The sequence below is a fragment of the Paraburkholderia sp. BCC1876 genome, from assembly GCF_902833695.1.
Lineage (GTDB): Bacteria > Pseudomonadota > Gammaproteobacteria > Burkholderiales > Burkholderiaceae > Paraburkholderia.
This window is the reverse complement of the sequence record NZ_CADFGI010000008.1, coordinates 271,330-297,484: the sequence shown is the minus strand read 5'-3', so window position 1 is coordinate 297,484 and position 26,155 is coordinate 271,330. Positions and strand designations below refer to the sequence as shown.

Here is a 26,155-nt window from a genome sequence, read left to right as displayed (position 1 = left end):
AACGATGGAAATCATCGATATCGTCGTCGAATATCCGTCTGGCCTGACTATCACGGATCGAGCGACCCTTATCTCTGAATTGCGTCAGGCCTGCATTTCGGAGCGGCTGGCGACCGTGCTTCGGGAGTTTGCCGTGACGGAAGCGCCGCCGAAGATCACGACATCCATTGCCGGGCTTACCGTGGTGCTGGATCAGACTGTTGGCGGTTATCTGACCGTGCCTGAGACTTCGCCTCAACCTTCGCAGCACTCTTCCTGGCTCCTTAGGCGGCTGCGGGCGTTTGTGCCGGAATCGAAAGACCAGCGTCAACAGTTCGGCCGGCTGATGCATACCCTGTCGGCCGGATCGCTGATCGGCGCGATCGGTTTCTGGCATTCGACGTCGGACTGGACGCCGGGAAATATTCTTAGCGAGGTCAATCTGTTTCTGGCCTTTGTGATAACTTACTACGAGGGCATGGTTTCCATGAAAGGAGAATGAGCATGGGTTTCAGCTTCTTCGCTCTTGGCATCGCACTGGCTTTCCTCGGTCTGGGGATGATTGCGGACAGCAACAATCGAAAGCAGGCGAACGAGCGTCAACATCCGCGGGTTCCGCGGTAGTTATATTTCCCGGCCGTTTTCACAGGCCGGAAAATCTGAATGAGCCGCACCTTCGGGTGCGGCTTTTGCATTTCTGGAACCTCTTCTCATCGGCCGTCTGATGACGGCATCGTCGGTGCTGCTATGGATCCATCTGACCCGGCCGCCGTTGTGTCGCGGCCGCCCGTCATTGACTGATTGACGTCGTTTCTTCCCGTTCGGGGCAATTGCCCCACGGGGTGATTGCCTCTCCAATTTTTACGAGGCAAACATGTACATCCTGACCACCCCTATCGCCCAATACGCGTTTCAGACACTGATCGAAGTGTTCCAGCTTTTCCGGACTGAGGCGACGCTGCAGCCGCTGGCCACATCTGACTTTCGACTCACACGTAACGGCGACCCGGTCACGGTAACCCGTTTCAATGGCGCGCTCACTGTACGCCACGGGTTGACGGCGCGCGACTTCGCGGCCCTGCTCGTTGATGAAGTCACACGCGCGTGGTTCATGCTCGACGGCGCGGTAGCGGCGCCCTGGCAGCTTCGCCGGAAACACTGGGAGAGCTTCCAGGCGCTTTCCGCTCTCGACCGCGATGTGGGCATGCTGTTCTCGTCCGCCCAGCTTGAGGTGGAGAAGGCCGCGACGCGGAATCGCGGTGAGTACTTCCGCTTTTCCGACCTGATCCGTGCAGCGTCCGTAGAGCGGCTGGGCTTTGGCTTCGAAGGGCCGCGTGAACCCATTACCGGCTATGTGAATGGACGGCACGAAGTTCACGTCGCGTATGCGCTGGCCCTTGACCGCCCGGTTCCGGATGCGGTCGTCGCAGACTACCTGGCCATGGACCAGCCTTTCAGGTATGGCCTTGAATGGGCGGCACCACTGCTCGAACTGCCGGCGCTACGAGGTGCGTTGCCGCCGCGCAAATGGAGTGCACTGGCGCAGGTTCTCCGTCACGCGAAGGTGTCGCTAACCAGCGAGTCCGCCGATGCGTATATCGCTGCTGTCCGGGCGCTCCCGGAGGCAGCCGACACCATCGCGATCGACAATCGTCTCTTTGCTGCGGGGCTGCTTCAGGCGTGGGCACTGCCTGAGCGGTTCATGTCCGCAGTCGACGTCGGCACGCCGGTTTCCGGGCTTGCCGCGCGCCTGCGGGAACTGGCCGCCGACAGTCGACGCGCCGAAGACCTGACGCGCGCTGAGGACGGGTGTGCGAAAGGGCTTATCAGCACCCGGCTATCCGTCCTGCAACGCCAGATGGCCCTCCTTGATCACGGCCGTTCGACCTATGAATGGCCTAACCGGGTGGCGACGGCGGTCAACGAGCGCGACGTCAGGTATCTGCTGTCGGTGCTCGATACGCCAGACACCCGCAACAGTCTCACGAAGCAGGCGGTGCGCGAGGTGCTTGGTTTGAAGCTCCGCGGTCTTAAACCGGCCGATCGGCGCCGTGCGGTCTTTGCCCTGTGCGGGTTCGACGAAGCGTCTCAGACGGCATGGGAAGCCGATGAGGCGGCCCGCCGTGAAGCGGCCCGGCGCGCGGACGACGCGCAACGGGCGAGAGAAGCGGCCGAGGGTGCGAAGTACCGGCGTGCCGATGGTTCAGTGGTCAGCGGCGCGACTCACGTCGACGAGTCGATCGCAGCGGGTTTTGTCGAGATCCGCGACTGGCGCAAAGGTGCGGCGCGGGCATACGCCCTCGTCAATCCGCTTAGCAGCGAAGGTCGTGCGCTCAGAGCAAAAGACGGCACCCTGGCGTACGCGAGAACCGTGCTGGACGCGCGGCTCGCCGCGTAATTACCGGTTCGCGTTTCGGGAGTCCCACGTGAAATACATCATCGTTGAGTGTCTTGGCCAGTACGGCTGGGAGAAAGACCGGTTTGTCGATGCGTTCAGCAAGACGTTCGACACCGTCGCAGCGCCGAAGCAGGCCAGCATCTGGCTTCGCTTCGAACCGGAGTGAGATCGCTGGTGGCTCGCGAACGGCGATTTCACCAGCGCTGGCGAAAACGTACTGGCCGCAGCCCATGCGATTTTGCCTGCCGGCATGACGCACAGCGAAATCGGGCGGACAGTCGCCGCGCTTGTCGTGGAGTTGGAGCGCCGTGTCGCAGGGTCGTATTCGGTTCGCCTGCTACAAAAATAGCGGCGAGACATCGCTTTTAGTCACTGCAGTTCAGTCGTTTCCTGGCCCTCCCTACGCATGCGTACGGAGGGTCCTTTTATTTCCAATTCAGCGTACTTCTATGGCGCTATTTTTTAGGGAGACCGCCATGCGTTTTGATCGCACGCCGCGCTTCGAAGGCCTGACGTGGACTGCACGAAAAGAGGCTGCGTACCTCAGAAGACACAAACGGGCGCAGGACAAAATTGACCGCGATTTTCCGCTGTTTGCGCATCAGTTTGCACCGGCACCGATGAACGATGTCGATGCCGAAAAGGAGCGTCGCCAGCGACTGGCGTTGGCCGGTGAGCAGCGTATGCGCGACCTTGACGCAAAGCACTGGCGTGAAGGGAGAGCCGCATACTTCGCGTGCGGGCGCGCCGTTCGAGAGCGGATCATGGTCGAATGGACGAGCTGGCGCGGGCCTGCAAAGGCTCTTTATTTTATTTACGTCGTTGAGAAGCACAGCGGCGCGGCCGAAGAGCGCGCGCGTGAGTGTCGCGCGCGGGAGGCTGCGTTGAGGGCACGGATTGAGCAGCAGTTCGACGCTGCAGCTTCCCTGCCGCTTTTCTAGTATCGTTTGAAACGGCCGACGCATCTGCGTCGGCTTTTTTTTCGTCCTGTGCGCGATCGCGCGGCTTCAAAGCGGCATTAAAAATTCAGGCTTTCGGACCGGATCTTTGGTAGACCGCCTCGTACACTCGCAGTATCACCCGCGTCGTCGACGCATCGAACCGCCGCACACCGGCATCTCATCCAGCCCCGCCAGGAATCCGTCCCTGCGGGCGTTTTCCGGTCACCGGGCGCACCTCTACGGAGCTTCCCATGACTCAACCCATCACTGCGGATACCGCCGCGCCCATTCCAGTCGCCGACGTCGAGTCTGCGATCAACGTATGGCGCGCCCTGTCGTCGGCTCCTGCCGGCGTCGACGACGGCATCGTCCTGTGTCGCGAGGCTCGCGTTCTCGCGGACCTCTACGGGAAGATGATTTTTGATCGCCTGCACAGCGTGCCGGCATCAACGCTGTCGGCTGAGCAGCTCGCTGCGCTGAACGGCGCCCGGCTGTAGAAAGCGTTTTCCGGAAGCAGTTTTCCGCGTCGTCCGACGCGTCGCACCGCCGCGTTGCGGCACCTCAACTTTCCCCACAGGGACCACGTCCCTGCGGGCGTCGTTCCGTGGGGTTTTTCATTTTCAGGAAAACCCATGAACGCACCCGCACCCGCAACCGCGGTCGCCACGCGACCGACCGTTACCCCTTCCCAGCTGACCGAGCTGCTCACGGCCTACATCCCCGCGCGGCTGCCGGTGCTGATTACCGGGAGTCCGGGCATCGGCAAGAGCGATATCGTCGAGCAGGTGGCGATTGCGACCGGTCACGATCTGCTCATCAGCCATCCGGTGGTCGAGGATCCGACCGACTCGAAAGGGCTGCCGTTTCCGTCTGACGACGGCAGCACGGCGAAGCATCTGCCGTTTGGCGACCTCGAGCTCGCGATGAACAGCACGAAGCCGCTGATCTGGTTTCTGGACGATCTGGGCCAGGCGTCGCCCGCTGTTCAGGCGGCCAAGATGCAGCTGCTGCTGGCCCGCCGAGTCGGCGACCACAAGCTGCCTCCCCATGTCACGTTCGTCGCAGCAACGAACCGCCGTTCCGACAACGCGGGCGTGACCGGGATCCTTGATCCGGTCATTTCGCGCTTTGCGACAGTGGTGGAATTGCAACCAACGATCCGGGACTGGTCGGAATGGGCGTCTCGCAACAACGTGCCGCCTGAACTCATCGCCTTCGTGCGCTTCCGGCCGGATCTGTTGTCGGTCCGCAAGACGACCCGCGACATCGAGAACTCGCCGAGTCCCCGAAGCTGGGGGTTTGTGGCGAAGACGATGGGTGTCGTGCCGTCTGCACTCGAACTGGTCTCGTTCACGGGCTCCGTGGGGGAGGGTGCAGCGCTCGAGCTGGCCAGCTTCCTGCAGATCTACCGGCAGTTAGCGTCGCCGGATGCGATTCTTCTGAATCCCGAGACCGCAGCGATTCCCGACCAGCCTGCGGCGCTGTATGCGACCTGTGCGGCACTGGCGAACTACGCGAGCGAAAGCAATTTCGATCGCATCCTGACCTACACGAACCGAATGATCCACGAGGAGCACCGCGAATTTGCGGCGCTGCTCGTGCGTGACGCAACGAAACGCACGCCGGCGCTGCAGAACAACCACGCGTTCATCCGCGCTCAGGGTGGCGCGATCGGCGACATCATCCAGGGCCGCTAGGCCCGCGACGTTCTTCCTGTTTCCCCCGCTGTTCAAAGCCACGACCTGCATCCGCGCGTCGTGGCTTTTTTCCTTTCCGCTCTACCCATTCCCTTAATTTTCTGGAGTTATCCATGAACATCACCAATATCCAATCCAAAGTCATGCTGTGCTCGGTCAACGTCTCTGCCTGGGGCGCGCGTCGCTTTGACCAGAAGGCCACTGAAGAAGTCGAGAAAAACCATCGCGCGAAGAACATCGGCCGCTTCAACAAGCGGCTGCTGCCGGAACACGCGCCGAGCTACGCGGAGGTGGTGTCGATCGGTGGGCGCATCCGCTCGTATTTCTACGCGCACACGCTGAAGTACGACCAGCTGGCCGTGCGCCTGCTGCCGACGATGGTGTATATGGAATTTGCCGATCACATGCGTTCGTTGAAAGACGAATTCGATCTGGCCGCTTCCGTATTTCTGACCGACTACCTGACCCTGAAGGAACAGGCACGCGCGGAGCACAACGGCCTCTTCAACGAGGCGGACTATCCGAGCCTTGCCGAGCTGTCGGGCAAGTTCGGCATCAGGATGGCCGTGTTGCCGTTTCCGGACGCGAGCCAGTTTGGTGTCGAGCTGCCTGCAGACGTGCTTTCGAATCTGCGGACCGAGATCGATCAGCACGTGATCACGTCGATTTCGACCGCGAACAGCGATCTGGTAGGCCGGCTTTACGACGCCGTCTCGAAGATGGCTTCGCGCCTGTACGCGACCGACAACGTGCGTCTGGATGTTGCCAACAACGTGCGTGAACTGTGTGAGCTCCTGCCGAAGCTGAATTTCAGCAACGATCCGAAGCTCACGCACATTCTCGAGCAGGCGAAAACGCATCTGGCCGTGCATTCCGGCGCCGACCTGAAGCTGTCGAACGCGTTGCGTTCGCAGGTGGCGGCGAAAGCACACGAGATCGAGGGGCTGATGGAGGCCTTCATGGGCGGCGCGCCGGCGGCAATCGTCGACGAGCCGTACAACGCGCAACTGCGTCTGGTCGCGTGAGGTGGCCATGGATCCGCGTATCTCGAAGCAACGTACGGCGCTGGTCCTCGACCAGCCGTTTTTTGGGGCGCTGGCTTTGCGTCTCAAGGTGGTTGAGGATCCGTCCTGCGACACGTTCTGGGTCGATGGCGTCTCGCTGGGCTACAACCCGGCGTATGCCGCGACGCTGAACGATCTGGAATTGCGGGGCGCGCTCGCGCAGAAAGTCCTTCAGGTGGCCAACGGCCATTGCTGGCGCATGGGTAGTCGCGATCAGAAGCAGTGGGACGATGCTTCTGCCGAGGCGGTCAATCCGATCGTGAAGGACGCCGGCATGCTGTTGCCGGCCGGCGCCGTGCTGACGCCCCGCTTTAAGGGCAAATCGGCTGAGGAGATCTACGCGCACCTCGCGCGGGAAGCAAGGCAGAAGGAGAAGGGCGGCAAGGATGGCAACGGTGGCGCAAAGCCGGGTAACACCGGCCGGCCGCAACCCGCGAACGGCGCGAACACATCGTCCGCGGCGCCTCCTCCCCATGCCGTGCCGTCCGGTGGCGAGGTCAGGCAGTACCGTGGAGAGGATGTCGCGGTGAAGGAAGCGGAATGGAAGGTAGCCGTGCTACAGGCCGCGAAAGCAGCCCAGATGCGCGGCAGTCTGCCCGGCGGCCTTCAGGCGATGGCCACTCAGGCGGTCGAGCCGGTTGTCGACTGGCGCGCGATCTTGCATCGTTTCGCACAGCAGTCAGCGCCGACCGACTACAGCTTCGCGATGCCGAACCGGCGTTATCTGCACATGGGACTGTATCTGCCGTCGTTGAATGAACCTGCTGTTGGTGATGCGGTGTTTGTTCGCGACACCAGCGGCACGGTGTTCGACGAGACACAGTCGCAGTTTGCTGCAGAGATCATGGCGGTGAACGACAGCGTACGGCCGCGCCGGCTTATCGTGATGGATTGCGATACGCGTGTCACGCAGGTGCAGATGTTCGAACGGGGTGAGCCGGTGGAGCTGCTGCCGGCGAAAGGCGGCGGCGGTACCGTTTTCGTCGAGCCGTTCCGGCGGCTTCTGGAAGAGGAAATCCAACCCGCCTTCCTCGTCTACCTCACGGACATGGACGGCCGGTTCCCGGATGAAGCGCCATCGTATCCGGTGCTCTGGGCCTCGACCACGCCGTTGCGGCGCGCCAGAAAGGCGCCGTTTGGCGAAACGGTGGAAGTGATCTGCTGATGGGCGCACGCAAGCGCCATATTTCTGAACCCCGCCCGGCTAGTACAGCCGGGCTTTTTTTTCGTCCACGATTTTCACTCGAAGAGGTCGGCCTGGACGTAGCGCTTGCCGCGGCGGCCCTTCTCCGGCTCCTGCTTCGGCGCGATGCGGAAGAAGGCCGGATCGACGCCGGCATTTTTTGCTGCGCGAAGCCAGTCCGGCATTTCGCCCAGACCATTCCAGTCGTTGCCCTTGGCGTCGCGATAGAGGGGAGGGTGGTCGAGTTCGTGCTGGATGGATGCCGCGAGCGCTTCGAAAGTGATACCGAATTCGGCCATGCGTCGGCGAATCCAGATAATGAGGCGGTCTCGCGCCTCGCCGTCAGCAATTTTCCCAATCATTCTGAATCACCAGGTTCCGGTTGCCGGAAATTATAGCGACAGGCAGAAAAAAGCCCGCCTCCTGGGCGGGCTGAATCCATATCAGAGGAGACATGGAGGAGACGGAATAAGTATAAACCCTTGCGCAATCGCGCGACAGGTCTCGCCAAAAATGCCCGGCCGCACGACGGCGTCACGCCAGTTTGCGCTCCGCCCGCTGGTCGGATCCACCCGACTGGAACCGGTCGAGCCGCTCGCTTGCCTCGGCGACGGCCCAAAGCGGCGCGCGGCGCAACTGTTCGTCGTAGGTCGTGACGATCGCCGTGAACAGGTGCGTGCCATGGTCATCCAGCTCCCAACGCCCGGTTTCGCGGCCGTGGTCGAAGGAACCCGCGATCGCCGCTTCCGCGGCTACCAGCTGCTCGTGCCTGGCCGCTCCATAGCCAGCCTCTGCAAGGAACCCCGTCAGGATCATCGTCTGTGTGAGCGTTTGCGCATCGGTCATGCTGCCGGAGCCGGCACGCATCAACGCGAGTGCAAGATGGACTCTGAGGGCGAGCTCGTCGGCGGTCGCCCGGGGCATCGGCAATAGCATCGCTTTGACGCGTCGGGCGCGCGCAGCGCTGGTGTTTCGCGAGATGGGAATGGTTTTGGGCATCGGTTTCATTCGTTGTCTGTTGCACGGGATATCGGCCGGCCGCGCTGCAACATGAGTGGTTCATTGCTCCGGACCTGGCCTTGTTCGGGCAGCCGTTAGAAAGGCAGCGTCGTGCTGGCGAAGGTCGGCGGCTTTAACACGACCCGCGCGCGTTGCAAATCCCGAAAGCTATGCGATTTTCGTGAGCATAGCGGCTATGGGCGTCCAACATGTTGGGCGCACCAGGAGGCCTTGCTGGCAGAGCGGTCCCTTGCGAGCGCGAGCAGAGGTCACTGTCCTGAAGCATGGCGGAGCGGTCTGGCGCCTTCAGGATCATCGCGCCGCAGTGCGGGTTGCCACGCCGCAAAAGCGGTCAAATTTCGCGACCCTTTCGGTCCGCCGTCGGGATGCGCAGCTTGAACAATAGCTGCATGTCTGAAACGCTCGAAAATACCCTGCTCAAGATCCGCCCTCTCGAAGAGAGCGCGGTGAAGATGTTTTTCGAATCGCTTCGCCCGTTGCGCGAGCATTTCGACGCGTCGGACGTTGCTGAAATCATGATCAACAATTTCAGCAACGTCTTCGTCGAACGCCGCGGCCAGATGCACCGGCTGGATCTCACGCTGAATCAGGATACGCTCAACGGGGCAATCCTCTCGCTGGCCACCTCGGTTGAAAAATCGGCACGCGCCGGTACATCGCAAGGAATTATCAACGCCGGTCACAAGGGGCTGCGCATCGCTGCCGTCATGCGTCCCACCGCTATCGATGGCCATGCCCTGTCAATTCGCAAGCACAGCGACAAACATCTCGAACTCGACGACTACGTCGCGATGGGCGCCTTCGCACGTGTGAACGCGTTGCAGGAGCGCGATAACCGGGACCTCTTCTACCCCGGCATCGAGAACGAAGCGCTGATGGAGGCCGTGTGCGAACTGATCCGGCAGCGCAAGAACATTCTTGTTGCCGGGGGCACGTCAACCGGCAAAACCACGTTCCTGAACGCACTCGCCGCGCAGATTCCAGCGGATCAGCGCGTCATCACCATCGAAGACACGATGGAGTTGAAGCTGCGCGTCCCGAACCTGGTGCGTTTCCTCTCCAACCCTGACAAGGGTGTCACGACCGAGGCGCTTGTGGCGCTCTGCCTGCGCTTCAGGCCAGACCGGATCATCGTCGGTGAAGTCCGAAGCGGCGAGGCCTATCACTTCATTCAGGCTTTGAGCACCGGACACGACGGCGGACTGGGCTCGATCCACGCGAACGATTGCCGTGGCGGGCTGAGCCGCCTGGAAAGTCTCGCGATGCTGGGCATCCCGCCCGGGAGCCGCTGGGAGTTGGGCGACATGCGCAAGGCGGTCGCCGACTGTTTCAACTACGTCATTCACATGCGCCGCACCGGCGAATTGCGTCACGTCTCCGAGATCGTCGAGATCAAGGGTTTCAAGGATGGGGACTACGTCCTCAATCGCGTTTTCTAACTGACTGGAGTATCGATGAAGAAGCACCTGATTGCCCAACTCGCCCGCGCCCGCGCGGCGACCCGCACCGCTGCCGCGCGGCTGTTCAGCCGCAAGGAGATTCGCAGCACCATCGTGGCGGCCGCGCTTGCGTGCTTCGCGCCGATGGCGTCGGCCGTGGACATGAGCGATCTCGGCTCGGCCACCGACGTGATCTGCCTGATCTCTTCCTACGTCAGCGGCCCATGGCTGTACGCGATCGGCATCGTGCTGATCATCATCGGCGCGGTCGCTATCGCCAACTCGGAGAGCTCGATCGGCAAGTTCATCTCGCTGGTGCTGGTCGGTCTCGGTATCGCATCGTGCGCGATTCCGATCGTCAAGAACCACCTCAAGATCAACTACACCTGTGCGTAAGCGGACCAAGGTCAGCCGCTCGCTGTCGCGACCACGCGAAATCGGTGGCGCTGACCGTGGGCTCGCGATCGCGAGCGGCACGCTCACGATCCTGCTCTGCTACAGCAGTACGACGCCGGCGTTTCTCGTTGTCGGCTTCGCACTGCACTGGCTGCTGCGCTGGAAAACGTCAAAGGATCCGTGGTGGCGCCTGGTCATGATGGTCTACAACCGCTACCCGGATGTGTATGAGCCGGTGCCAACAGCCCGGTGCGCGGCGCGCTTCAAACGGCCGTACGGCTTCGATCAGGATCTTCCATGCTGAAAAAGACCTTCACCAAACGCGGCATTCAGGAGATAGCGCCGTGGGCGACGATGGTCACGCCCGAACTTGTTCTGGACAAGGACGGGTCGCTGCTGAGCGTGTACACATTTGAGGGCATCGACGCCGACAGCCCGAATGCGTCCGATATCTCGGCTGCGCGGGATAACCTCGACCATGCGTGCAAGAACTTCGATCACCGCATCACTGCATGGTGGCGGCTGTCGCACCGGCGCATCAAGGGCGAAATCGAAGGCACATTTGCCGCGTCGATCGACGATCGCGTCGATGCGATTAACCGCAAGCACGTGGCGAGCGGCAAGTACTTTCGCAACTCGCACTCGGTGGCCCTCGCGTATACGCCGGAAACCGGAATCAACAAGATCTTCGAAAAGGTCGCCTATCACATGACGGTGGGCGGAAAGTCTGTTCCGGTCGCCATCTTCGAGACGATCAGGGACTCGGTCCTTTCGCGCAGCGCGTTCGTGTTCGACATTGAGCGGTTGACGTCTGATATCAAGCGCTTCGAGTCGGTGCTCGACGCTTTCAAGGGCGGCGTGACGCGTCTGAAAATGAAGCGCCTGCAGCTTCAGAACGCGCTCGCGTTCCTCCACCAGACCGCTAATCCGTCGGTCCCGCCGCGCAGGGTTCGGTACCCGGTCACGATGCTGGACACGCACCTGACCGAAACCGTCGCGACGATCGGTGCCGAACATCTGATGTTCGAATCCGCGTACGGCACGCGTTACGCGAAGATCATTGGCGTGAAGGAGTGGATGGGCTTCCAGGAGGCCGCGCTCGACGTGCTGGCAGAAGTGGACGCGGAGCTGGACGTGTGCATCATGTTCCGGTTCCTCGATACGACCAAGGCGTCGGCCTACATCAACAAGATCCGCAAGTTTTACAAGGTCGCGGCTTTCAACCCGTGGTCGATGGTCAAGCAGTACTTCACGAAGGAAGAACAGAAGAACGACGAGGGCCGCGAGCGGCTCGCCGATGAGGCCGAGAAGGCGCTCGCCAAACTGGTTGCCGACGGCCAGCAGTATGGATTTGCCAATATCTCGGTGATCGTCTACGGCAACACCATCGAGGAGGTCGACGACGCGACGCGCGAGGTGGTCGGCCGCATCGGCAACGCCGGCTTCGGTGTCATCGTGGAGCGTGAAAACCTGTTCGCCTGCTGGGCGTCCTCGCTCCCCGGGCGCTGGGACCAGCAGCGCCGCCTGCAGTTTGTCGAGACGCCGGCCGTCTCCGATATCGCGCCGCTGCGTAGTGTTGCCGAAGGCCATACTGTCAACGAATGGCTGACGGAGCAGTCCGGCGAGAAGACCGGTCCGCTCACGATGCTGCCGACGCGCCACAAGACGTTGCAACGGGTGAACCTCCATGTACCCGGGGGTGCCTCGCACCTGCTGATCCTCGGCCCGATCGGCGCCGGCAAGACGATCATGCTCAATTTCCTCATGTCACAGACCGGCCGCCACAAGGCGCGCCGTGTGCGTTTCGACAAGGACAGGTCGACACGGATCCCGACTGTCCTCGCCGGCGGCAATTTTGTCGATGCGACCGGCCGCTTCGAGGCGGCAACATCGGTGAATCCGCTGTCGCTGCTGCATGACGAGAAGCACTTTCCATACGTTGCTGAGTGGGTCCAGATGGCGATCGAGGACGACGATTTCCGCTGCACCAAGCCGCAGGAGCGGGTGATTTTTGAAGCGGTCGAAACGCTGGGCAAAGGGTATCCGCGAGAGTTCTGGACACTGTCCTTTCTCAATACGCTACTGCCCGACGAGCTGCGCGAGCGGCTCGCCGTCTGGACGAAGGGCGAGAAGAACGGACGCTTCTTCGATCACGTCGACGATGCATTCACTCTCTCGGATGACATTTCGATCGAGATGGGCGACCTCTTCCAGAACTTTCAGGAGGCCGCCGCGCTGTTCATGGATTACGCGTTCTACCGGATTGCCCAGTGGCTTGACGGCAAGCGCTACACCGTGATCGAGGTCGAGGAGGCGGGCTTCTTCTTCAAGAATGCGCGTTTCTATGAACGGCTGGAGATCTGGGCGGTGACGATCCGGAAGCTGAACGCCACGTTAATGATGGCAACCCAGTCGCTCGCCCAGGTCGCGCGGATCGCCGACTTCGAAGTGCTGAAGGAGAACATCCCGAACATCATCTACCTGCCGAACAGGGATGCGAAGAACAACCTGCATCTCTACCAGGAAAAGTTTGGCCTGACGCTTGACCAGATCCAGATGATTTCCGACGCAGTGCCCAATCGTGACTACCTGTGGGTGCAGCCAAACCAGACGCGGATGCTCCAGGCGAGTTTCCCGAAGGAAACACTCGCTGCGCTGCGCTCGGACGGCCGCGCCCAGGCGGTGCTTGACAAACATTTTGCATCGGGCGTGCCGCACTGGAGGGAGGCGTACATGCAGGAAATGCTTGCGATGGACTGACAGGGCATTGACGACGGGCGCCGTCAATGAGATTGCGAATCCGCGGCATGCGGCTAATTTTGTGTGAAGGAAAAATGATGAAGAAAACGTTCATTCAACTCGTGGCATTGGCGGGCCTCATGTTCGGCATGGTCCAGGGCGCGTGCGCGCAATGGGTGGTGTTCGACCCGACCAACTTCGCACAGAACGTCATCACGGCGGCGAAGGCGGTGAAAGGCGAGATCTATCAGGACACGAACATCGTCTACCAGTACCAGATGATGGCGAACCAGCTTCTGCAGGCAACCAACCTTGACCCGACGGCGTTGAAGGCGCAGTACGACCAGATCACGGGCGACATCGACAAGTACAAAGGCCTGATCAGCAACGCGACCGACCTGTACGGCGACCTTCAGAAAGGTAACGAATGGCTCACGCATGTCCAGACGCTGGCGACCCGGTCGGGCAAGTCGAACACGCAATGGTTCGCGGACATGGCCACGTTGTACCAGCAGAACGACGCGCAGTCGAAAGGGCTATTCCAGTTGGGCAGCGACGTCATGCAACACACCCAGCAGTTGGCGCAGCGGCGCTCCCAGTTGCAGTCACAGATGGCACTGACGCCGACCGCGCAGGCAACGGCGGAGCTGACGACTCACTACCTCGATATTGTGACGAGCCAGAATGCTGATCTGCTGCAGCTTACCGCTGCCAAACAGCAGCAGGACGCGCAGAAGGCGTCGATTGCCACCGAAGACGATAAGGCCAAGGCGTCGGCGATGCAGAGCTTCACGGCCCAGCAGGCGGCTGAGCGGGCCGCTTTTGACAGTCTCAAATAATGAGCCAGGTCATGACGCTTCCGCCGCGATTGAAGGTGCTAATGATGATACTGATTGCATCATTCTCCCTCGGGGTAATCTGGCCGGCCGTCGCGCACGCGCAGGAGATACCGATAACACTGCCGGACGGGTCGATTGTGATGCCCGACGGATCGACAGTCGGCGCCCCTTCCGTTCCCTCGGGCACGGCAGGCTCGTCGGGTTCGTCGGGTTCGTCGGGCTCGGCGGGGGCGACCAACGCACCCGGCGAAATCGGCAAGGGTGCGTCATTGGCTATCGGCAAGCTGGACGCACTTTTCGATTCCGTGATTCCTGCAGCGGTCACTGCAAGCCAGCTGATCAAGGACGACGCGGACAAATTCGCGGGTGGCCTCGCAGTCATTACGATCGTGCTCGCGGCGATTCGGTTTGCGGGTACCGGCGACCCCGTTGCGGCATGGATCGCGCTGTTCGAGGAACTCGCGATGCTCGGCATATTTGCATCGATCTACGTCGGTTACGTGAAGGCGGCCCCCGGGTTTTATAACTGGTTCGTCCTGCTGTCCCAGAAGATCACCGCCAACATGCAAGGCGGGCAGGGCATCTTCGCATCCGCGTCAGGCCAGATTTTCGACGCGGTCATCGCCGCGTTCGCGGCAGAGCACTGGTACAACTATGTGAAGCTGGCCATCACGATGGTCCCGCTGCTGTTTGCCTGGGCGATCATGATGGTGACCTCAGTCGTGTTTATTTTCTATATACACATTGGACAGTTGCAGGCCGCCGTTGGGATTGTTCTCGGGCAAATCGCGTTTGCCTTGGGCTTCTCGTCTTTCACGCGTGGGTACTTCAAATCGTGGCTTGATTACATGATCAGCGCGGGCATGTATATCGTGGTGGCCGCGATTCTGGTCCGTCTCGTGACGGGGTCCATTACGACTGCTCTGGCCGGCGCACAGCAGATCGGGCTGTCCACGGCATATGGCTCGGCCTACGTGCTCGACCTGTCGTTCTTCGTTCTGTTGCTGGCGTTTGAAATCCCCAAAATGGCAGGCATCTTCGGCGGCGGCGCGAGTGCGTCCGGCTCGATTCTCGGCAAGATGGCCACGGCGGCGACAAAGATTCCCATGCCGGGAGCAGGCTGATGACCAGTGCTTTGCACAGACCGCTTTGCGCGAGTGAGCTGGTCGAGCAGCATCGCAAACGCGTGGACCTCATCTCGCAGTGCGCGAATGAGTCGAGCCGAACTGAATTCGACCGCAAGTGGATGGCCGTACTCCTGCGTTGCGCAAACTGGTTTTCCTCGTTGCCGTTGAACGCCGAAATCTACCGTGAGCCGGGTGGCGCATTCCGGTTCACGATCGAGACGGCGTTTTATGCGATGCGTCTTGCGGGTGGCCAGAAATTCGGCACGAACCTGACCTCCGAGAAGCGCCGCCGCATTGAGCCGCAGTATAACTACGCGGTGTTCCTCGCAGCGGTCTGCTCCGGACTGGACGAACCCCACCGGCACTTCGTTGTGACGCGCGAACGCGATATGGCGGAATGGAATCCGTCGGCGAATGGACCGGCTGCTGCGTGGCTAGGCGACGCTCCGTACCGCGTCGGTCGCCGCGACGCCGCGCTGCCTGTCGAGCGGATGCGCACCGGGATGCTGGCGCAGATGCTGGTCGGTCCGGACCTGCTGGGATGCCTCGATGCCGAGGTGCTGTCGGAATTGTTCGGCGCCATCAACCCGAGCATGCGGCCGCTGGAGTCTGAGTCACTGTCGCACAAGGTCGTGAGGCAGGCGATCACTACTGCCGCGGAGTTTGACCGGAAAGCGCAACGCGCGGTATTTGAACCGGTGCAGTTCACGGTGCCGCCAGCGGTGGACGTCGCTGCGCTTCTGCAGCCTGCAGTGACGCCGGCCGGCGGCAGTGGGACGATGCCTGTGGACGCCGCCGCGGCTGCCGATCCAACGGTCGGCTTATCGGGCACAAGCGGGAGTCCGGCACAGCCCAATGCGACGGCATCATCTGGTTCACCACTGGCGACGGCGCTGTCGCCGGCCGCGACCGGGACGGTAACCGCTTGCGATCCAGCACCGACTGCGGCTGCCGGCGCTCCCCAGTCGCGGGCGTCGAAGTCACTGATGGATGTGCTGGAGATCGAGGCCGACCCGCCCGCGAACATCGGGAGCACCGCCTCATCTCAAGTATCAGGCAAGGCGGCGAAAGCGGCTGACCAGATGGGGCTGCCGTTCGCTGCGGACGATGCCCCGGCCTCGGGAGCGGTTAACCCGGCTGATATACCCACTGTCTCAGGTCAGCAACGCCAGGCAGCGCCCGCCGCTGCCCCGGCACTCGACGACGTGCTTAACGGCGCGCCCAACATCATCCGCGAACTGTTCCGCGCATTGCGCGAGGACGTGGCAGACGGCAAAGCCAAAGTCGAGTGGTCCGAGAAAGGTCTCGTGCTCACAAAACGCCTGATCGGTAATTACGGCGTAACGAGCGATACCCTGGTCGAACACCTGCGCAAACGTAGCCTGTTGCTAACGAATGCCAACGGCGAAATCACACTGGCCCCCCGCGCTGGTGAGCTGATTCTCGAGCGGAGCGTTTCATGAACTATATCAACCACTTCCGGCCAATTTATGAATTTCGTGCCGGTGTGTTCTGGCTTCTTGCTGCCCTGGTCCTCCCATTGTCCGGGATGCCGTACGGCTGGGCTTTCGCGCTTTTCGCGGTACTCGTGCTGCTGCTTCGTTCGAGCCAGATCTGGACCGCGCTCAAATTCCGCATGGCGATCTCGACCAAATGGCTGACCACCCTTGACGTTTCCAGGCTGCTGAAAATCCAGCAACGCATGCGCAAGGAAGCCAACTCGATGTATCTCGGGATCGGCTACGAGTGGACCCAGAAGCATTGCCAGATTGCGCATGACATCCTGCGCATGCCGACCACGGATATCCCGGGCCTGCCGCGGTGGCTTTCGACGTCGCGAACGGGGCGCAAGATCGAGGATGCAATTGAGTCGATCTTCGCGCCGGCCGATAGCATTCGTGACCGGATGCCGCAAGGCGCATCGTGGATCCACGGGATGGAGCCGAAAAAAGGCCTCGTTCCATTCCACTATAAAGCGATGGGTGGGCATACGCTCGTTGGTGGCACGACCGGCAGCGGCAAGACCAGGACCTACGAGGTCATCTCGACGCAGGTTATTCATCTTGGCGATGTGCTGATCATGGTCGATCCGAAGAATGACAAGGATTGGCGTGAACGGGTGGAGAAAGAGTGCGCCCGCGCCGGCCGCAAATTTCTGTACTTCAATCAGGCGAAGCCTTCCGAGTCGATCCGGATGAGTCCGATCGAGAACTGGTCGCAGCCGTCGGAAATCCCGAGCCGTATCGCGCAACTGCTCGAGGAGGGACCCTTCCGGGACTTCGCCTTTCTCTTCATTGACCGGGCGGTCAAAGGCGAACTGTACATCGGCGACAAGCCGACCCTGCGCTCGATCCTCAAATACGCCCAGTCGGGCGTGACGACCCTGCTTGAGAAAGCGCTTAAGCGGTTCTTCCGGGAAAACGGGCTGGCCAACTGGGAGGATCTCGTCACGGCTAACGCGGCGAACATCGGAAACAGGCAGGGGGCGGGGCCCGTCGACGGGATGGTCGCCCTGTACAACGCCCGGTTCAGCGCTTTCGACAAAGGTCATGAAACGATCGACGGACTGGTTGCGACGCACACGCACGACAAGGAGCATTACATGCGGATCATCGCATCCGTGCTTCCGCTGCTGCAGATGCTCGCGACCGGGGAGACGGGACTCATGCTTTCGCCGAAGGCCGACGATTTCGAGGACGAGCGTGAGATCTGGGATATCGACAAGGTCATCAAGCAGAAGGCCGTGCTCTACATGGGCCTCGACTCACTGTCGAACAATATCGTCCAGAAGGCGATTGCCTCGATGGTGCTTGCTGACGTCGCCGCAGTGTGTGGCTCGATCTACAACTTCTACGATTCGCCGCCCGAAGTGGTGCTCATCATTGACGAGATCGCCGAGGCCATCAACGAACAGGTAATCCAGATCCTGAACAAGGGGCGAGGCGCGGGATTCAAGGCGTTTGTCGCATTCCAGGCGCGCGCTGACCTCGAAGCGAGACTCGGAAACGCCGCGAAAATGCTGCAGGTTTTGGGCAATCTCAACAACCAGATCATCTTACGCTTGGAAGATAGCGACACGGCGCAGTGGTTCTCGGACAAGGTCGGTGAAACCGCCATCCGGAATCTCGTTGTTACGGGCAGCACCAGCACGGGGAGCGAGGCGCATGTCGGTGAATTTAACGGGAGCGTGTCGCGCTCGCTGCAACTGGAGAAGGTCCCTCTGATCCCAACCCGCCTGATTCACAGCCTGCCGAACCTGCAGTACTTCATGCGGATTTCCGGCGCGGCGGTGTACCAAGGCCGCATTCCAATCCTTCAAGGCTGAAAACCTACGCATGTCTGCCGTATTCAAACAAATTATCCGCGACCACAAGCTCTCGTCCCGCCTCATTCCGGTCTTTACGCTGGCGCCGGAGCTTGAACTGGCGTGTGCGCGCGTAGCTGATTTCATCGGCGAGCGGTTCATGGGGGAAACCGATCCGCTCGTTGTCGAGATGCTGCAGTCGGGGCTCGCTGCTTTCAAACGCACGCGCAAGAGCGGCACGCCGCACGTCGCGTTCATGCAGGGCCTGTTCGAGCGTGCGCATCTCCTCTACAACAGGCGTTATGTAGCAAGCCAGGGCGAGAAGTACGCCGTGTGGTCGCCTATGTTCGAACCGATTCCCGCCTTCGAGGCGCGGTACGGCGAGTGGGAGATCGGCATGGTCGACGAGCGTTGCCCGGAGATCATTACTCACCGGTCAGCAGCATTCCAGCTGGCTGCGCGCGCGCTGACGGGAGAAAGCTTCCGCCTTTATTTCGAGGATTACGATGTCTCTCACAGTCTGGCTGATTGCGAAGCTCTCGCGGGTTGACGAGCCGGTCGCGCGCCGCGCGCTGTCCACCGCGCAGTCGCAGGACGAAATGTCCGCGTCGCCACCCGCCGACTTTGCGAAGGGCCGCGAGGCACTGGCCTACGCACTCGCCATCTTCATTGAGCGCAAGCCCATCCACTTCTATCTGGGCTTGACCGGGCTTTTCATCTTCCCGTTGTACCTGCTGGTCGAGGTGGGGGCGCACTTCTATGGCAAATAGCCGTTTTGTTTCCCACGTGAAATGGTGGTTTTTTATCGTGCCCATCATATCCGTGTTCATCATGCCGGTGATTCCTGAGCGTTCGCTGTTCGAGATTCCGGATCAGGAATCGGGCTCGGTCGTCGCAACGGTCGGAGAAGCCCGGGCGGACGAAGCGGTGGCGCACACCAATCTGCTGTTCAAGCGCCTGTTCGTCGAGCCAGGCTTCGTGCGGGCTACGATCGACGCGACACGCGAAGACACTCTGAGCGATGGCGGCGTATCGGACTTTGCCCACACCTGGGTGCAAAACTTCTGGTTGCTGATTTACCGGCTGCTCTACCGGGCAATCGTGATGAAGCTCTGGCTGCTCGGCACGGCTGTCTTCTGTCTTGCAATGTTTGTCGACGGATCGATGCGACGGAAGATAAAGGCGGCTGCCGCCGGGATGGCCAGTCCGCTGTCGTTCCACCTTGCAGGTCACGGCATTCTGCTGGTGTTCGGTATCACGTTCGCCGTGCTCGTCGCGCCGGTGCCCGTCCTGGCGCAATATTGGGTCGTCGTCGCGATCTGCCTGGGGCTGCTTCTGTGGAAGGCGTCGTCGTCCTATCAATAGCCACCGCGATATCCGGAAAGCTACCTGAAAATCGGGGGCTTTCCGCCTGAGTGCGCCCAACGTGTTGGACGCCTGCTATGTCCGCTCACTCCCGGTCGTGGCAGGATAAACGAGAAAAACAGTATGCATACCCTTCTTCGCAGCTCGTTTTATTCTTTCCTGATCGTGCTGCTCGCGGCGCTGTACTACATGAACCCCGAAACGACGCAACTTCGCGACGTGCTGTTGCTACTGCACTCAGGCCGCTTCTGGACCGCCGTTGAAACGGTCATGCTCATTCTTGTCGCTCTCCAAATGGCCACAGGGTCGACGGCCGGCACCGTTATGGACACGTTGATGTATCGGGGCTCCCGCCGAAGCACGCGCCGCTAGGGGCGCGCCCGTTCGGTTCTTTCCTCCACCCGAGCGCATGGCGTGTTGGCGGCCGCCCGGCGCGTCAGTGCCGTCCCTCTTCGTTCCGCACGCCCCGGCTTTCCCCGCCTGGATTCGCTTTCACGCGACGGTTCAATCCCTGCTCTTTTGTGGTCGCGGTTCCCGGACTTCGACCCTGCACGAAGGGTCGCCCGCACTTCGGGCCGTTCCACTCCCGCGGTAACACCTCAAAAGCGCTTTGAAATCGGGCATGTTTTGGCCTGCGGAGGGAATCGTTCCTCGCAACAATAAGCTCATGCCGCGCGGGTGCGCGTGCACACTCCAACAGGGACATCCATCGACATGAGTACCATCAACGACGAAAACAGGCTGGACGACGCCGAAGTGGCTATGCGGGGCACGGCGGCCGCTGATGGCCCGGGCGTGACCGCTGGCGTGACTGAGGCGGCCGATGCTTCGGGCCGGGCGCTGACGGACGGCGCCGACGACAACGAGCTCGAGCGGGAACTCGCGCAGATGGAGGGCGACGCCGCCATCCTGCAGAAGGAAGGCATGATCTCCGCGACCGAGGCGGAAGAAAAGCGCGCGCAGGTTGCGCGCACGCGCAAGATGTTCCGCGATCTGCCGCCTGACGAGCGCGCCCGGATCGTGCGCCGGCGCCGTGAGATCGGTCGCGAACTCATGGACCGCCAGCTCTCCGGCGCGGCGGTGGTGCCTGCCGCAGTTCGACTCAATCACACGCGCATGAAGCCGCTTTTTGAGCAATGGTGGCCGTATCTGAACCGGATGAGCATCAACATCCAGCGCTTCGGTCGCTCGACTTTCAGCGCGCAGGATCAGGGTGCGGTCGAGGAATGGTTCGAGAAGCAGGTCGGGCAGCTCGAAGAGTACGTCAATGAGCAGCTGTCGGTCGCCGGCGGGTTCCGCGAACGCACCGAGGCGGAAATGCGCGCCCGCGGCGACATCGTGTTTGAGCCGACGGTCACGAAAGCGTCGCTGGAAATCGAGGTCGAAGCATATTCCCGATTCGCGATGCGTCTGCTGTCGTTGATCATGAAATTCGATCGCGTCATGGACCATTTCGACTTTCTCGTCTGGAACGGCGTGCGCGACCAGTCGGACGTCGACGAGGAAACCTCGCGCTTCCTGCGCAAGTTCCATCCGGTGGGCGTTCGTGGCTATATGACCCACCTGAAGCTGATGACGACCGTTCGCGGCCGCTGATCGATGATGCCATGCTCGACGAACTGAATCCGCAGCAACGCGAGGTGGCGCTGACGCGGCGGCCCTGCGTCGCGATCGCATGTCCGGGCGCCGGCAAAACCAAGACGATCGCAGCCAAAGCGGCGCTCCTGCTTCGCGATCCGGCATTGAAGGTCGGGGCCGTCACTTTCAGCAAGGACGCAGCAGTCGAATTGCGCGACCGGATACTTCGGTCTGCCTCGCCAGACGCCAAAGGCCGGCTGACCGCGGGCACGTTCCACTCGCTGGCTTTCCGGCAGCTCGGCCTGGGCGGCGGCGCGCGACGCGATATCGCGTCCGATGGCGACCGGACCGGGCTGCTCGCACGCGTGCTGGCGGAACTTGGCCTGAACTGGAAGGTTGAAGAAGCGATTCCCGTCATCGAGCGTATCAAGACGAATTTTGGTCGCGTCGAGCAAGGCACGACTGAAGCGGAGTTGTACAACGCCTATCAGGAAGCGCTCGCCCGCAACGGCAAGATTGACTTCCAGGACATGCTGCGGCTCGCCGTCGCCGGCATGGAAAAGGGCGATATCAAACCTTATGCTTTTACGGATCTGCTTGTCGACGAGTTTCAGGACACCGACCCGTTGCAGTATCGCTGGGTGGAGCTACATGCCCGGGCTGGCGCGTGCGTCACGGTGGTGGGCGACGACGATCAGAGTATCTACGGGTTTCGCGCTTCGCTGGGTTATCGCGGCATGGAGGCCTTCGCCAAAGCGTTCGATGCCCAACGGATTGTGCTCGGCAGTAACTATAGGTGCCGCAGCGAGATTCTGGATGCGGCCGACCGCCTGATACGCCACAACGAAGACCGGATTCCGAAGCTGCTGCGCGCAGAGCGCGGCGCGGGTGGCGTTGTCGATTCGCAGCGCTTTGACGATGAATATGTCGATGCCGTCGCTGCAATCGAATCGCTCCAGCCGAAGCTCGCTGGCGGCCACTCGTGTGCCATCCTCGCTCGCACCAACCGCATTCTGGATCCGATCGAGTCCGTGTGCCGTTCCCATGGCGTGCCGTATTTCCGCGCCTCCGGACAGTCAATCATTAACAGGCCCCAAGGTGCCCTGATGTGTAACCTGCTCGAAATCGTGCAGGGCACCAAACTCAACGGCATCGACGCCGTTCTCGGTCATAGCGGCATGAGCTCGGTACACCTCTCCGTCCTGCATCGCGATATGGGCCCGGTGCTCGTGCAGCGGCCGAAAAAAGATCTGGTCGCCCTTGGGCTACCCGAGGACACAGCGACCGCGTACCGGGCCTTCATGAAGCGGCTGTCCGAATGGCAGGCGCTGCGGGAGCGGAAGTATTTCGAACTCGCGCTGGAGGGCGTGCGGGAATGGATGCTGACGTACGCGAAGACCGACGCTGCAATCCGGTCGATCCAGGCGACTTATGACGTGATCGCGCGCCTGAATGGCACTTTCACGGAGCGCATCGAATTCCTGAAACGCGACAACAACAGGCCCGTCGACGGGGCGCTGGTGCTCACGACCATGCACAGTTCGAAGGGGCTTGAGTGGGATCACGTGTGGATCTCGCGCGCAGAGGAAAACGTCGTCCCGGACGACAAGAGCCCCGAGTCGGAAGAACGTCGGCTGTTCTATGTGGCCATGACCCGCGCCCGTGACACCCTGACTATTGCCACCATCCGGAAAAATCCAATTTCGCGCTTCGTGATCGAATCCGAAGTGCAATAAGCTCGTGGAGAATCCGTGCTGAACCGCCTGTTTGCAATGCTTGGCTATGTGCCTGCGGCCCCTATGGCGCTGGTCCACGAAACACCCGCGCTTGAGCCTGAACCGGTCGTGCCGACGTTACCGCCGCATCGCGAGGCGGCCAGGGCGTTCCGCTTCGCTGGCGCGGCCCGCGATGACCTCTGTTTCTGGTATCGGGAGGGTGAGGACACGTACTGCTATGCGGTGGGCAAGGACGACTGGGCGCCGCTCGCCGTTGTCGGCTTTTCGCTCGTGGCAAACCGGGCGTGCGAAGACGCATTGAACAGTGGCATCGCGTCCAGTCTCTGGCTCAACTCGCGCGACGACGCTCTGAGAACGTGGAGGCAGGCCAATGCCGTCGCGCTTCACTCGCTTGGCCAGCGGCCCGCAAACGACGCGGGAGCGGTGCACGCGCTGAATCAGTCCAGCGATCTGGAGCGGGAGGTGATTCCCTCCGTCGACGGTGCCGGGATGGCATCGCTGTTTGTGACGACGTGGCGGCGCCGGTATGCCGACTCACCAGTGTTCTTTCTGGCAAATTCGCAGGCGTACGCGCTGCTGCATTCCCATCAGGCGCTCCAGTTGTCGGCCAACGCGGCGGCTCACGCGCTAGAGTGCGTGTTTGAATGGCTGGCCGTGTGGCTGGAAAGCCGCGGCGTCGATGTGGATCGGGAGAACTGGCTGGTGCATCTGCCCGGGTATCAGGCGCTTTTCTATCGGGCGGACCAGGGAATCTGAGCGGGGTGCGTCGGAGTTCGCGGGAAAGGAAAAAGGGGCTGTCGAATTTGACGGCCCCTTTTTTGTGTCCCGCGCGGTGAACAGAGTCGATGCTGGTGTCGCGCAGATCGAGAATCCGGGCTGCCGGTTAGTGGTCCTGAGACCGGGGGCGGGGCGCCCTGGTAGCGCGCATGGAGATGACACAGATGGTCAGGATGATTGCCACGAGCGCGGCGAATTCGATAACTACGGTTCCCCAGTCGAGATCCGGCATGATTGGCTCCGTTTCGTGGAAAGATTTACGTGATAACGGCCGGTTGTCGTGAAACTTGAAAAACTGGCCCGATATCCGCTCACCGCCCCCGGGTAAAGCGACGGTAGTAGGGTGTCGAAATCGGTGTTGCTGTCCGTTTTGGACTGCTGCCTGCCTTGTTCCCGGAAAGCATCAGGATTTCAGCGACGGTTTTTTTCAAGGCCGTTGGACCGAAGCCAAGTGTATGTCCCACGCCGTCGGCCAAATCGCGAGACTCCGCCCGCAGTGATGTTGGTGCCGCTGCGTCCGGTTCTGCGCCCAGATCGAGTATCCGGCGCTTTTCGTCGTCCGTAAGCGAAAGCGCGCCGTAGTCGACGGCCCGGTGGATGCTTCGGTTGCTAGCGTGAAAAATGGTGGTCTTTTTCATGATCAGTTCTCGTCCGGCTGCCGGCCGGTATGCGGGGCGCGGTTTGTGCCGCTTGCGGGTCCGCCCGATCGGCAACGGTGCTCCGCGAAGCGCTCGTACCCGTAATCCGTTATGCGGCCAACGGCCGGAGCCGCGAGTGCGGGATGCGACAGACCAACTGGTCGCGCTGGCGAGGGACCATGCGCCGACTGCGGTGCGGAACTCTCTCGAAGTAGCTCAGCCGCTTCCTGCCAGGCGGCACCTCCCCGGATAAATGCGTTCAGCAGATAGGTACAGAAAACAGTCAGCATCAGGCAGCAGAGCGAAAACATCGTTACAGCTCCGCCCATCCATACGAGACTTGGGAGGTCCAGATATGGCTCGGCGAAGATGTGCGTCCCCCATACGGCAAGGTACAGCTGATCCAGCGTCTCGTAGAGCGATCCGTGCCTGGCTAGAGTTGCGGCGTCGACGCGATAGAGCGTGGCGAGACCCGAAGCGAACAGCGCGCACGAGACCGCAAACGCGAAAAATGGGCGGACGCTGGCGGCAGCGCGGCGCCAGCCGCCAAGTGAATAGAACATGGGATGGAGCTCCGCTTCAGGATGTGACGCCCGTGCGCGTCAGGGGCTGGACGTTGCTCGCGGCGTTCTCGATCGTCAGCTCGCGCGCGACACGCGATATCTGACCTTCGAGCGCGGCGCGCGGGCCCAGCCGGATGGTGCCGCAATAGAAAATGTTGCCTTTGACGCGACCGTTGATTTCAAGTGAACCGCGTGCATGCACATCGCCTTCAACCATGCCATCGATGCGGACATGTTCACCTTCGACACGGCCCTTGATCATGCCTCCGGGTCCCACATGAAGCAGCCCGATGTTGGCGACCAGATTGCCACTGATAATGCCGAACGTGCTCAGGCCGTGGTCCAGAATGACGTCGCCATGGATGGTTGAGCCGGGGGCCAGCAGGGTGACGGTGAGCGGTTGGGATTTCATGATTGCCTCAGAAAAGTTGAACGTCGCTGACTCGGGCCGCAGCCGACGGCGGCTTGGTCGCGCTGACTGGCGTGGAAGCGGTGGGGTTAGCCGGGTCACCGGCGCTCTCACCAGCCGGTTTGCGACGAGGCACCACACGATGCATCGGACGCAGTGCACGGGCAGCTGCTTTATCGGCGGGTGGCGGCGCGGGGGCCGCCGGGGTGGCCTGGCCGACAGCGGGCGCTGCTTCGCCTGCGACCTTGACTGGTGCAGGTTGCGTTAGCGCCGGTGCAGACACGGCCGGTTGGGTCGCGCTGGCAGTGGATGCAGCCGGGGCGGCTGGTGCCGCGACGACAGCAGTGGCGGCAGCATCCCGATGGGCGGGTGCATGGATGGGCGAGGCGGCGGCCGCCGCGTTGTCCGGGAGCGATCGGCCTGGATCTGGCCGGGAAGAAGCACCGGTGCGCGCCGCATCAGCCGATCTGGCCAGTGCCCGCGGATCTATGGCCCCGAGGCTGTCCGCGCGGGAAGCGCCAGCGTTATCAAAGTCTGCCGAACTAAGCGGACGTGGCGGCGCGACATTGAGCGGCAAGGTTCCGTCACCGGTCGCCTGCGCCGTCGGCCGTTTCGACGACTGTGGCGGGGCCGCGATCGCGGCCGCCTGAGTACTCGCCGCGACGTGTGGCGCTGTCTGGTTACGTAGCACCTGCCAGATGCGCGCGGCGCTGGCGCCGGCCCCGGCGGCGAGCACGCCGACTGCCAGTGCGATCATCGCGTGGCGCCGGTACCGGGTAAATGCACCGAGCCGGATTCTGCGGCGTCGGACGCCGTCACCGGGCGCAGGCAGCGCGGGCATGCCCGCTATCTGGCCAGCCAGATCGATCGTATGTGCAGGCGACGCATATTGTGCGTGCAGCGCCTGGATTTCCTTCAGATCCATGTCGTCCTCGTTGGGTTACAGGTCGAGCGTAGCCATCC

At 61.7% G+C, this 26,155-nt stretch carries 29 protein-coding genes; 23 read left to right on the top strand and 6 right to left on the bottom strand.

Annotation, left to right across the window (positions count from 1 at the left end; all coding sequences use genetic code 11):
- Positions 1-4: 4 nt before the first annotated feature.
- From HWY05_RS27260 to HWY05_RS27225, 8 genes are all read left to right on the top strand, one after another.
- Entirely contained in the window at positions 5-481 is a 477-nt protein-coding gene (locus HWY05_RS27260; protein ID WP_176060283.1) for a hypothetical protein, read from the top strand.
- Positions 482-853: 372 nt separating this feature from the next.
- Positions 854-2,377 (top strand): hypothetical protein, encoded by a 1,524-nt coding sequence (locus tag HWY05_RS27255; protein WP_176060282.1) that lies wholly within the window; start codon positions 854-856, stop codon positions 2,375-2,377.
- Between the two features lie 28 nt (positions 2,378-2,405).
- Positions 2,406-2,543: a hypothetical protein gene (locus HWY05_RS38450; protein ID WP_244146712.1), complete on the top strand. Its 138-nt coding sequence runs from the start codon at positions 2,406-2,408 to the stop codon at positions 2,541-2,543.
- A 310-nt stretch (positions 2,544-2,853) separates the two neighbouring features.
- Complete coding sequence (locus HWY05_RS27245; RefSeq protein WP_176060281.1) at positions 2,854-3,318, top strand: hypothetical protein; 465 nt, start codon at positions 2,854-2,856, stop codon at positions 3,316-3,318.
- A gap of 251 nt (positions 3,319-3,569) precedes the next feature.
- The gene (locus HWY05_RS27240) at positions 3,570-3,815 is read left to right on the top strand and encodes a DUF3717 domain-containing protein (RefSeq protein ID WP_176060280.1); all 246 of its coding nucleotides are present in this window, start codon (positions 3,570-3,572) and stop codon (positions 3,813-3,815) included.
- Positions 3,816-3,950: 135 nt separating this feature from the next.
- On the top strand, positions 3,951-5,015 hold the full coding sequence (locus tag HWY05_RS27235) for an ATP-binding protein (protein ID WP_176060279.1): 1,065 nt from the start codon (positions 3,951-3,953) through the stop codon (positions 5,013-5,015).
- A 113-nt stretch (positions 5,016-5,128) separates the two neighbouring features.
- Positions 5,129-6,040, top strand: coding sequence for a hypothetical protein (locus HWY05_RS27230; protein WP_176060278.1), 912 nt, complete (start codon positions 5,129-5,131; stop codon positions 6,038-6,040).
- A 7-nt stretch (positions 6,041-6,047) separates the two neighbouring features.
- Positions 6,048-7,244 carry a VWA-like domain-containing protein gene (locus tag HWY05_RS27225; protein WP_176060277.1) on the top strand — a complete coding sequence of 399 codons (1,197 nt, stop codon included), beginning with the start codon at positions 6,048-6,050 and terminating at the stop codon, positions 7,242-7,244.
- 74 nt (positions 7,245-7,318) lie between these two features.
- On the opposite strand, the gene HWY05_RS27220 is transcribed toward HWY05_RS27225, so the two are convergent.
- Both HWY05_RS27220 and HWY05_RS27215 read right to left on the bottom strand, forming a co-directional pair.
- The gene (locus tag HWY05_RS27220; protein WP_176060276.1) at positions 7,319-7,624 is read right to left on the bottom strand and encodes an H-NS family nucleoid-associated regulatory protein; all 306 of its coding nucleotides are present in this window, start codon (positions 7,622-7,624) and stop codon (positions 7,319-7,321) included.
- A 172-nt stretch (positions 7,625-7,796) separates the two neighbouring features.
- Positions 7,797-8,261, bottom strand: a complete 465-nt coding sequence (locus HWY05_RS27215; protein WP_176060275.1) for a hypothetical protein — start codon at positions 8,259-8,261, stop codon at positions 7,797-7,799.
- 410 nt (positions 8,262-8,671) lie between these two features.
- Between HWY05_RS27215 and HWY05_RS27210 the strand changes: the two genes are divergently transcribed.
- The 15 genes from HWY05_RS27210 (at position 8,672) to HWY05_RS27140 (ending at position 23,561) form a co-directional block, all read left to right on the top strand.
- Positions 8,672-9,721 carry an ATPase, T2SS/T4P/T4SS family gene (locus HWY05_RS27210; RefSeq protein ID WP_176060274.1) on the top strand — a complete coding sequence of 350 codons (1,050 nt, stop codon included), beginning with the start codon at positions 8,672-8,674 and terminating at the stop codon, positions 9,719-9,721.
- A gap of 15 nt (positions 9,722-9,736) precedes the next feature.
- Positions 9,737-10,117, top strand: a complete 381-nt coding sequence (locus HWY05_RS27205; RefSeq protein WP_176060273.1) for a TrbC/VirB2 family protein — start codon at positions 9,737-9,739, stop codon at positions 10,115-10,117.
- Entirely contained in the window at positions 10,110-10,421 is a 312-nt protein-coding gene (locus tag HWY05_RS27200; RefSeq protein ID WP_176060272.1) for a VirB3 family type IV secretion system protein, read from the top strand. The genes HWY05_RS27205 and HWY05_RS27200 overlap by 8 nt, the downstream gene beginning before the upstream one ends.
- Positions 10,415-12,877 carry a type IV secretion system protein VirB4 gene (locus HWY05_RS27195; protein WP_176060271.1) on the top strand — a complete coding sequence of 821 codons (2,463 nt, stop codon included), beginning with the start codon at positions 10,415-10,417 and terminating at the stop codon, positions 12,875-12,877. The genes HWY05_RS27200 and HWY05_RS27195 overlap by 7 nt, the downstream gene beginning before the upstream one ends.
- A 119-nt stretch (positions 12,878-12,996) precedes the next feature.
- A complete protein-coding gene (locus tag HWY05_RS27190) occupies positions 12,997-13,695 on the top strand; it encodes a DUF4141 domain-containing protein (protein WP_244146718.1) in 699 nt (232 codons plus the stop codon).
- The gene (locus HWY05_RS27185; RefSeq protein ID WP_244146711.1) at positions 13,695-14,819 is read left to right on the top strand and encodes a type IV secretion system protein; all 1,125 of its coding nucleotides are present in this window, start codon (positions 13,695-13,697) and stop codon (positions 14,817-14,819) included. Before HWY05_RS27190 ends, HWY05_RS27185 begins: the two co-directional genes overlap by 1 nt.
- The gene (locus HWY05_RS27180; RefSeq protein ID WP_176060270.1) at positions 14,819-16,285 is read left to right on the top strand and encodes a TraI domain-containing protein; all 1,467 of its coding nucleotides are present in this window, start codon (positions 14,819-14,821) and stop codon (positions 16,283-16,285) included. Before HWY05_RS27185 ends, HWY05_RS27180 begins: the two co-directional genes overlap by 1 nt.
- On the top strand, positions 16,282-18,147 hold the full coding sequence (traD, locus tag HWY05_RS27175; RefSeq protein WP_176060269.1) for a conjugative transfer system coupling protein TraD: 1,866 nt from the start codon (positions 16,282-16,284) through the stop codon (positions 18,145-18,147). The genes HWY05_RS27180 and traD overlap by 4 nt, the downstream gene beginning before the upstream one ends.
- Positions 18,148-18,157: 10 nt before the next feature.
- Positions 18,158-18,676, top strand: coding sequence for a hypothetical protein (locus HWY05_RS27170; RefSeq protein ID WP_176060268.1), 519 nt, complete (start codon positions 18,158-18,160; stop codon positions 18,674-18,676).
- On the top strand, positions 18,633-18,896 hold the full coding sequence (locus HWY05_RS27165; RefSeq protein ID WP_176060267.1) for a hypothetical protein: 264 nt from the start codon (positions 18,633-18,635) through the stop codon (positions 18,894-18,896). Before HWY05_RS27170 ends, HWY05_RS27165 begins: the two co-directional genes overlap by 44 nt.
- Positions 18,886-19,491, top strand: coding sequence for a DUF4400 domain-containing protein (locus tag HWY05_RS27160; protein ID WP_176060266.1), 606 nt, complete (start codon positions 18,886-18,888; stop codon positions 19,489-19,491). Before HWY05_RS27165 ends, HWY05_RS27160 begins: the two co-directional genes overlap by 11 nt.
- 123 nt (positions 19,492-19,614) lie before the next feature.
- Positions 19,615-19,863: a hypothetical protein gene (locus HWY05_RS27155; protein ID WP_176060265.1), complete on the top strand. Its 249-nt coding sequence runs from the start codon at positions 19,615-19,617 to the stop codon at positions 19,861-19,863.
- Between the two features lie 342 nt (positions 19,864-20,205).
- Positions 20,206-21,087: an ATPase gene (locus HWY05_RS27150; protein WP_176060264.1), complete on the top strand. Its 882-nt coding sequence runs from the start codon at positions 20,206-20,208 to the stop codon at positions 21,085-21,087.
- A gap of 11 nt (positions 21,088-21,098) precedes the next feature.
- Complete coding sequence (locus tag HWY05_RS27145; protein WP_176060263.1) at positions 21,099-22,805, top strand: ATP-dependent helicase; 1,707 nt, start codon at positions 21,099-21,101, stop codon at positions 22,803-22,805.
- Positions 22,806-22,820: 15 nt separating this feature from the next.
- Complete coding sequence (locus tag HWY05_RS27140; protein WP_176060262.1) at positions 22,821-23,561, top strand: hypothetical protein; 741 nt, start codon at positions 22,821-22,823, stop codon at positions 23,559-23,561.
- Positions 23,562-23,893: 332 nt separating this feature from the next.
- Here HWY05_RS27140 and HWY05_RS27135 read toward each other — a convergent pair whose 3' ends face one another.
- Genes HWY05_RS27135 through HWY05_RS27120 form a run of 4 tightly spaced genes read right to left on the bottom strand, consistent with a single transcriptional unit; the run spans position 23,894 to position 26,117 of the window.
- Positions 23,894-24,220 carry a hypothetical protein gene (locus HWY05_RS27135; protein WP_176060261.1) on the bottom strand — a complete coding sequence of 109 codons (327 nt, stop codon included), beginning with the start codon at positions 24,218-24,220 and terminating at the stop codon, positions 23,894-23,896.
- 2 nt (positions 24,221-24,222) lie between these two features.
- Positions 24,223-24,783, bottom strand: a complete 561-nt coding sequence (locus HWY05_RS27130) for a hypothetical protein (RefSeq protein ID WP_176060260.1) — start codon at positions 24,781-24,783, stop codon at positions 24,223-24,225.
- Positions 24,784-24,799: 16 nt separating this feature from the next.
- Positions 24,800-25,195: a polymer-forming cytoskeletal protein gene (locus HWY05_RS27125; RefSeq protein ID WP_176060259.1), complete on the bottom strand. Its 396-nt coding sequence runs from the start codon at positions 25,193-25,195 to the stop codon at positions 24,800-24,802.
- A gap of 7 nt (positions 25,196-25,202) precedes the next feature.
- The gene (locus tag HWY05_RS27120) at positions 25,203-26,117 is read right to left on the bottom strand and encodes a hypothetical protein (protein ID WP_176060258.1); all 915 of its coding nucleotides are present in this window, start codon (positions 26,115-26,117) and stop codon (positions 25,203-25,205) included.
- Between the last annotated feature and the right edge of the window lie 38 nt (positions 26,118-26,155).